Origin of the sequence: Dokdonella sp. (assembly GCF_039926425.1) — a bacterium.
Classification (GTDB): Bacteria; Pseudomonadota; Gammaproteobacteria; order Xanthomonadales; family Rhodanobacteraceae; genus Dokdonella_A.
In genome coordinates, this window is record NZ_JBDSWZ010000120.1 from 1 (window position 1) to 7,342 (window position 7,342).

At 64.8% G+C, this 7,342-nt stretch carries 8 protein-coding genes; 5 read left to right on the top strand and 3 right to left on the bottom strand.

Annotation, left to right across the window (positions count from 1 at the left end):
* The 4 genes from ABIV12_RS07300 to ABIV12_RS07315 form a co-directional block, all read left to right on the top strand.
* On the top strand, nucleotides 1-453 hold a 453-nt coding region (locus ABIV12_RS07300), incomplete at its 5' end, for a Rab family GTPase (protein ID WP_348057767.1).
* A complete protein-coding gene (locus ABIV12_RS07305; protein WP_348057769.1) occupies nucleotides 450-2,012 on the top strand; it encodes a hybrid sensor histidine kinase/response regulator in 1,563 nt (520 codons plus the stop codon). The genes ABIV12_RS07300 and ABIV12_RS07305, both read left to right, overlap by 4 nt.
* 153 nt (nucleotides 2,013-2,165) lie before the next feature.
* Nucleotides 2,166-2,783 carry a pyridoxamine 5'-phosphate oxidase gene (gene pdxH / locus ABIV12_RS07310; protein ID WP_348057771.1) on the top strand — a complete coding sequence of 206 codons (618 nt, stop codon included), beginning with the start codon at nucleotides 2,166-2,168 and terminating at the stop codon, nucleotides 2,781-2,783.
* Between the two features lie 101 nt (nucleotides 2,784-2,884).
* Nucleotides 2,885-3,685, top strand: a complete 801-nt coding sequence (locus ABIV12_RS07315) for a cobalamin-binding protein (protein WP_348057773.1) — start codon at nucleotides 2,885-2,887, stop codon at nucleotides 3,683-3,685.
* A gap of 80 nt (nucleotides 3,686-3,765) precedes the next feature.
* Here ABIV12_RS07315 and ABIV12_RS07320 read toward each other — a convergent pair whose 3' ends face one another.
* The 3 genes from ABIV12_RS07320 to ABIV12_RS07330 all read right to left on the bottom strand — a co-directional run bounded on the left by ABIV12_RS07320 (nucleotide 3,766) and on the right by ABIV12_RS07330 (nucleotide 6,139).
* Nucleotides 3,766-4,344, bottom strand: a complete 579-nt coding sequence (locus ABIV12_RS07320; protein ID WP_348057775.1) for a YggT family protein — start codon at nucleotides 4,342-4,344, stop codon at nucleotides 3,766-3,768.
* Between the two features lie 169 nt (nucleotides 4,345-4,513).
* A complete protein-coding gene (proC, locus tag ABIV12_RS07325; RefSeq protein ID WP_348057777.1) occupies nucleotides 4,514-5,356 on the bottom strand; it encodes a pyrroline-5-carboxylate reductase in 843 nt (280 codons plus the stop codon).
* A gap of 96 nt (nucleotides 5,357-5,452) precedes the next feature.
* Nucleotides 5,453-6,139, bottom strand: a complete 687-nt coding sequence (locus ABIV12_RS07330; RefSeq protein WP_348057779.1) for a YggS family pyridoxal phosphate-dependent enzyme — start codon at nucleotides 6,137-6,139, stop codon at nucleotides 5,453-5,455.
* Between the two features lie 89 nt (nucleotides 6,140-6,228).
* On the opposite strand from ABIV12_RS07330, the gene ABIV12_RS07335 reads away from it, so the two are divergent.
* Nucleotides 6,229-7,266, top strand: coding sequence for a type IV pilus twitching motility protein PilT (locus tag ABIV12_RS07335; protein WP_348057781.1), 1,038 nt, complete (start codon nucleotides 6,229-6,231; stop codon nucleotides 7,264-7,266).
* Nucleotides 7,267-7,342 lie beyond the last annotated feature (76 nt).

A 7,342-nucleotide genomic window follows, 5' to 3' on the forward strand; every position in this document is an offset into this window, starting at 1 on the left:
GGCAAGACCAGCCTTGTTGCCCGCTTCGTGCGCAGCACCTTCTCTGACAAGTACCTCACCACCGTCGGCGTGAAGGTGGACAGCAAGGAAGTGGTGCTGCGCGGTCGCGGTGCGCAGAAGCTGGTGGTCTGGGACATCGCCGGCCGCAGTGCACTCGACGCGCTCGGTGCGCACTACCTGCGCGGCGCATCGGCTCTGATGCTCGTCGCTGACGGTACGCGCGAGGCAAGCCTGAGCTCGGCGCTCAATCTGCTGATGCAGTCGCGCCAGCTGTTGCCCAATGCGCACGCGGTGCTCCTTGTCAACAAGATCGACCTGGTCGAACGCTGGGAAGTCGCGCCGACGACGCTGGCACAGTTGCGGCGCAGCCTTCCCGTGTTCGAGACGAGTGCGTTGTCAGGCGACGGTGTCGAAGAGGCGTTCGCGGATGTCGCTGCGAGGCTCGCCACATGACGATCGACGCGGCGCTGCCGCCACGGGTCGAAACGTATCTGCGCGAAAGGCTGTTCCGGCGTGCGCATCCGTTGATGCTGAGCTTCGATGCCGGCTGGCAGCTGCTCGATGCACAGGGAGACGCGGCGTTTTATGGCATCGATGTCGGTGACGCGGCGAGCGGCGTGCGCGCGATCGAAGAACTGTTCATCGGACTGGCGGTCGACGACGATCAGGACATTCCGTTCGTCGAACTCGGACATGGGCGCAGTGCGCACGTGCACCTGATCGCCGATGGTCCGGGTTTCCACGTGTTGTTGCTGGACGCCGAAGACGAACGCTCGCGCCAACGTGCACAGCAGCAGCTCGGGCACGAGGCGGCGATGGCCGGACACGAAAAGTCGAAGGCCATCGGCCGGCTGCGCGACATCCGTACCGAGCTCGAACGGCAACGCGCGAGCCTCGAGGAAGCAAACGCGCTGAAGAACGCGCTCATTGCGACATTGAGCCACGAGTTCCGCACGCCACTCACGTCGATCTTCGGCTACCTGCACCTCATTGAACGGTGGCTCGACCGCAGCGAGCATTCCAGCCAGGCGCTGAATGCGATCCGTCGCAATGCCACCTACCTGCTGACCCTTGCGGAAAATCTGCTCGAGTATGGCCGCGGCGACGACACTCCAGGATTGCTCAATCCGGTCGAAGTGGACCTGCGTGGGCTCTTCACCGATATCGACACGATGGTCCGTCCACTGGCCGACGACAAGCAGCTTGATTTCCGCGCCCGCGTGATCGTCGAGGATTCCGCGGCACCGTTGTTCGACGAAGTGCGCGTGCGGCAGATTGCCATCAACCTGTTGTCGAACGCAGTGCGCTACACCGGCAAGGGGTTCGTCGCGTTCGAGCTCGCCTGGCGCAACGGCGTCCTGCACATCGACGTCGAGGACAGCGGCATCGGCATTCCGCCCGACTACCGCGAGCGCGTTTTCACGCCGTTCAACGACGGCGCACAATCTGGCCGAAAGGGCGCTGGCCTCGGACTCAGCATCGTGCGCCGCCTTGTCGCGCAAATGCGTGGCACCCTGCAGATGGAGACCGAGCAGGACCGTGGCACGCATTTCCGCATCGACCTGCCGCTGCTGCCTGCGTTGCCACTTGCATCCGGGCAGCGCGATCACGACGAAGCGCCACCGCCGCGCATGCAGGATGTTCGCGTCATGGTGGTCGACGACGACCCCGACATCGCGCACTTGCTCGAAGCCTTGCTCACCGATCTCGGTTGCCGGGTGCTCGTCGCCGAGAACGCCATGGCCGCGGTCGACCACGCGCTTGCCGATGCGCCCGACGTGTTGCTGATCGATGTGGAGATGCCGGGACTTTCGGGCAACGCGGCCGTGTTCAAGCTTCGTTCGCGCGGCTACCGCGGGCGGATCGTCACCCTGTCGGCCACCTCGACCCCGCAGGCCCGCGAAGCGTCCCTGCGTGCTGGAGCAGACTTCTACCTCACCAAGCCGCTCCATATCGAACAGTTCGTCGGCGTGATGCAGCGCGCGGCGCAGTGTCTGCCGAAGAGTGCCTGAGCGCGAAGCGAACGCACGACGTCGCGCCTTCGCGCACGCTCATCGCACACGCATCGCGATCGCGTCCCGCGCCCGCCGCGAACGATTCGGAGATCCGAAGACCAGAACACGGCGTCACGAGCATGCGCGCACTGCGTGCTAGCATCGCGCGCCATGAGCCAGAACTCCTCCGAAACCCCTTTGAATTCGCTGTATCAGCAGGCGCTTTCGACTTTTCGTGGTTTGCTGGATGAGGCGCGCGCATCGGCTGATCCGGAGCCGAACGCGATGACGCTGGCGACGCTGCGCGAGGGGCGCCTGTCGGCGCGCGTCGTTCTGTTGAAGGGCGTGGACGGCCGCGGCTTCCGCTTCTTCACCAACTACGACAGTGCCAAGGCCACGCAGATCGCGTCGCATCCGCAGGTCGCGTTGTGCTTTCACTGGAAGATGATCCGCGACGGCGTGCAGGTGCGCGTCGAGGGCGCGATCGAAAAACTGCCTGCAGCCGAGTCGGACGCGTATTTCGCGACGCGCCCGCGCGGCAGCCGGATCGGCGCGTGGGCATCGCCGCAATCGCAGCCGTTGGCGAATCGCGAGGAATTCGACGCGCGCATCGCGGTGGTCGAGAAGCGTTTCGCCGACGTTGATGTGCCGCGCCCGGCGCACTGGGGCGGTTATCTGGTGATCCCCGATCGCATCGAGATCTGGTACGGCGCCCAGTTCCGCCTGCACGAACGCCATGTCTATACGCGCGAGGGGGAGCTGTGGGCCGAACAGATGCTGTATCCATGACGCGCGACGCGTTGACATCGCCGTTCCGGCGTTTGCGGGAATGACCGAGAGCAAAGCGGGAGACGCAATGGACGCCCCGCTGTGATGTCGGCGATTCCGCCATGACCGGACCGACCCGTATCGTCTGCCTCACCGAAGAGCCGACCGAGGTGCTGTACGCGCTCGGCGAGCAGGATCGCATCGTCGGTATTTCCGGGTTTACCGTTCGACCGCCCCGCGCTCGGCGCGAAAAGCCAAAGGTGTCCGCGTTCACCAGTGCAAGGATCGACGCGATCCTCGCGCTCGAACCGGACTTCGTCATCGGGTTCTCGGATATCCAGGCGGACATCGCGCGCGACCTGGTCAAGGCCGGCGTCGAAGTGTGGATCAGCAACCACCGCAGTGTCGCCGGCATCCTCGACTACATTCGCCGCCTCGGTGCGATGGTGGGTGCGCAGGATCGCGCGGAGGCGTACGCGCAGCGCGCGGAAGCGCATCTTGCGAACGTTGCACGCGCTGCTGCGCAACTGCCGAGACGTCCACGCGTGTACTTCGAGGAGTGGGACGAACCGCTGATCACCGGAATCCGTTGGGTGGCCGAATTGGTGCGCATCGCTGGCGGCGATGACGTGTTTCCGGCGCAGGCCGCGCAGTCGTTGGCGAAGCACCGCATTCTTGCCGATCAGGATGAGGTCGTGCGTCAGGCGCCGGACATCATTTTCGGGTCGTGGTGCGGCAAGAAATTCAGGCCGGAGCGCGTCGCGGCCCGCGCGGGATGGGGCGCGATTCCCGCCGTGCGCGATGGCGAGCTGCACGAGATCAAGTCGCCGATCATCCTGCAGCCCGGCCCCGCCGCGCTGTTCGACGGGCTCGATGCAATGCATGCGGTGATTCTGCGGTGGGCATCAACGGCCACCGCTTGAACCACGAAGATCCCGAATGGATCAACCTGGGTTGATGCGCGTCGCGTGCACGGCGAGACCGTCGCAACGCGCGTTGCCGTTCATGCTGCCTGCGCGAGTCGTGCGCCGAAGTCGACGATCGGTGCGACGATCAGCACGCGGGCAAGCAGGATCACCAGCCACACGACCATCGGTGACAAGTCGATCTGACCGAAGCTCGGCAGCCGTTTGCGCACCGGGCGCATCAGCGGTTCGATCAACTGGTGGACGAGCGGTACGATCGGGTTGGAGCGCTCGACAGTGATGAACGAGAGCAGGATGTAGACGAGGATCACACCGAGATAAAGCAGCAGCACGAAGTCGATCAGGTCGCCGAGTGCCATCACGCCAAGGCCGAGCACCCCGAGTGGCTGGCCGACCAGCGCGTAGAGCAGCCACACCTTGAGTGCCGTCAGCAACCATGCGATCAGCACGCCGGCGACATCGAGGTTGCGCCACGCAGGAATCACCTTGCGCAGCGGCATCAGCACAGGATTGGTGAGCTTGTAGAGAAACTGGCAGATCGGGTTGTAGAAATTCGCGCGCACGCACTGCAACAGGATGCGCAGCACGAGCAGCGCGATCAGTGCGCCGAAAAAGAAATTGACGAGGAGTTGGCCGGCGTTGGCGAAGTAGGTCATCGGTGTGTGCGGTCGTCAGGGCGATTTGAACGGGTTGATCGTGCAGGAGCGGCTTCCGCCGCGATGCTTCGCGGAGGCGTATCTGCGGTTTTGTGGGAGCGGCTTCAGCCGCGACGCTCTTCCGGACGAGCATCACGGCGGAAGCCGCTCCACAGTAATTGATCGAAGGTCACAAATGGCTCTCGGACAACGTGCGCCCACGTCGCGTCGCCGCATCAACCGCACCGGCGACGAGCTCGCGCAAGCCTCCCGCGGCAAATGCATCGAGTGCCGCGGCCGTCGTACCCCCCGGCGACGTCACGCGTTCGCGCAGCACCGACGCCGGTTCTTCTTCCTCGATCAGCATTCGCCCGGCGCCATGGCACGTCTGCGTCGCGAGCGCGCGCGCGGCCGCACGTGGGAGGCCTTGCGCGACCGCCGCATCCTCGAGCGCTTCGACCAGCAGAAAAAAATACGCGGGTCCGGAACCCGAAAGCGCAGTCACCACATCCATTTGTCGCTCGTCGTCGATCCACACCGTGCGTCCGGCTGCGCCGAGGATCGCTTGCGCGAGTGCGCGTTGATCCGGGCTCGTCGTCTCGTTCGCAATCAGGCCGGTGGCGCCAGCACCGATCAGCGCCGGCGTGTTGGGCATGCTCCGGACGATCGGCACATCTGCGCCGAGCCATCGATGCAACTGCTCGATGCGAATTCCGGCCGCAATCGAAATGACCATCGGGCGACGCGCAGTGACAAGGTCGGCCAATTCACCGCAGACCGTCTTCAGCACCTGCGGCTTGACGGCGAGCACCAGTACGTCGGCGTCCTGCGCGGCGTCGCGCGCACTGGCATGTGTCGACACGCCGAAATCGCGCGCGAGCGCCTCGCGCAGGTCGGCATTGGGTTCCGCGACAGTGACCGCGTCGGCGTGCACTCCGCCGCGGATCAATGCACCGACCAGACTGCGGGCCATGTTGCCACCGCCGATGAACGCGATGCGCGCGGAGGTCGGTACAGACGACTGCGGGACCAAGGGCAACTCCAGGGCAGATCGGACGTCAAGAATACCCGACCGCACGCATCGGATGCCGTTGGCCTTCGCGGCCCCGCATCCGCGAATCCGACCGCCCTAAATGTGCTGGCGCGCGCCGAACAGCGCAGTGCCGGGACGTACCATGGTGGCGCCTTCCGCGATCGCCAGTTCGAAGTCGTCCGACATTCCCATCGACAGCGTGTCGATCTGCGCGTGCGTCAGGCGCAGTTCCTCGAACAAGTCGCGCATGCGGGCAAATGCGAGACGGCGTCCCGCGCTGTCGGGCGAGGGCGCTGGAATGGCCATCAGGCCGCGCAGGTGCAATGAGGGGGCCGCGACGACCGCCGCGGCGAGCGCGGCGATGTCGGACGGCGTGCAACCCGACTTGCTGTCCTCGTCGTCGATGTTCACCTGGATCAGCACGCTCAACGGAGCCCGGGCTCCAGGCCGATGACGGGCGAGCAATTCGACCAGCTTGATCCGGTCCAGGGTTTGCAGCCAGTCGAAGTGCTCGGCGACGTCGCGACATTTGTTCGACTGCAGCGGACCGATCAGGTGCCATTCGAGGTCAGGGTCGGCAAGCTCGCGCTGTTTCGCCAAGGCTTCCTGCACGTAGTTTTCCCCGAACGCGCGCTGGCCAAGCGCCGCCAATGCGCGCACGGCATCGGCGGGCTGGGTCTTCGAGACGGCCAGCAGGGAGACCGGTTCTGCCGTCGCGCGTGCGTGCTCCGCCGCGGCGATCCGCCGGGTCACGGAAAGGTAGGCTGTTTCGCAGAAATTCATCGCAAGGCCGCGCGCCGTCTCGATTTCGTGGGGCTATACTGCCGCCAATCGCGCGCCTGTGCGCGCCACAGTGTCCCAGGGGAGTGAACATGGATATTGCTGAGCTGCTGGCCTTCTCGGTCAAGAACAAGGCGTCCGACCTGCATCTGTCGGCCGGCTTGCCGCCGATGATCCGGGTCGACGGCGACGTCCGCCGCATCAACATCCCGGCGCTGGAACACAAGCAGATCCACTCGCTGATCTACGACATCATGTCGGACAAGCAGCGCCGTGACTACGAGGAATTCCTCGAGGTCGACTTCTCGTTCGAGATTCCGTCGCTGGCGCGCTTCCGCGTCAACGCGTTCAACCAGAACCGCGGTGCCGGGGCGGTGTTCCGGACCATTCCGTCCGAAGTGCTCACGCTCGAAGATCTCGGGTGCCCGCGCATCTTCAAGGAACTGATCGACCAGCCGCAGGGTTTGATCCTGGTGACCGGGCCAACCGGTTCCGGCAAGTCGACCACGCTCGCCGCGATGGTCGATCACGTCAACAAGAATGAGTACGGGCACATCCTCTCGGTCGAGGATCCGATCGAGTTCGTCCACACCTCGCAAAAGTGCCTGATCAACCAGCGCGAAGTGCATCGCGACACCCACGGATTCAACGAGGCACTGCGCTCGGCGCTGCGCGAGGATCCCGACTACATCCTCGTCGGCGAGTTGCGCGACCTCGAAACCATTCGCCTCGCGTTGACCGCTGCGGAAACCGGACACCTGGTGTTTGCGACGCTGCACACCAGTTCGGCGGCGAAGACAATCGACCGCGTCATCGACGTGTTTCCCGCCGGCGAGAAGCCGATGGTGCGATCGATGCTGTCGGAATCCCTGCGCGCGGTGATTTCGCAATCGCTGTTGAAGAAGGTCGGCGGCGGTCGCACCGCGGCGCACGAAATCATGGTGGCCATCCCGGCGATCCGCAACCTGATCCGTGAGGACAAGGTCGCGCAGATGTACTCGTCGATCCAGACCGGCAGCCAATACGGCATGCAAACCCTCGACCAGTGCCTTCAGGACATGGTCAAGCGCGGCCTCGTCACGCGCCAGCAGGCGATCACCTACGCGAAGAACAAGGACATCTTCAAGTAAGAGGCGGTTTGCAACCAACCGGGCCGAACGTGGGGGGGCGCGTCGCGACGTTGCGGCTTGCCGGGCAGGCAGTTGT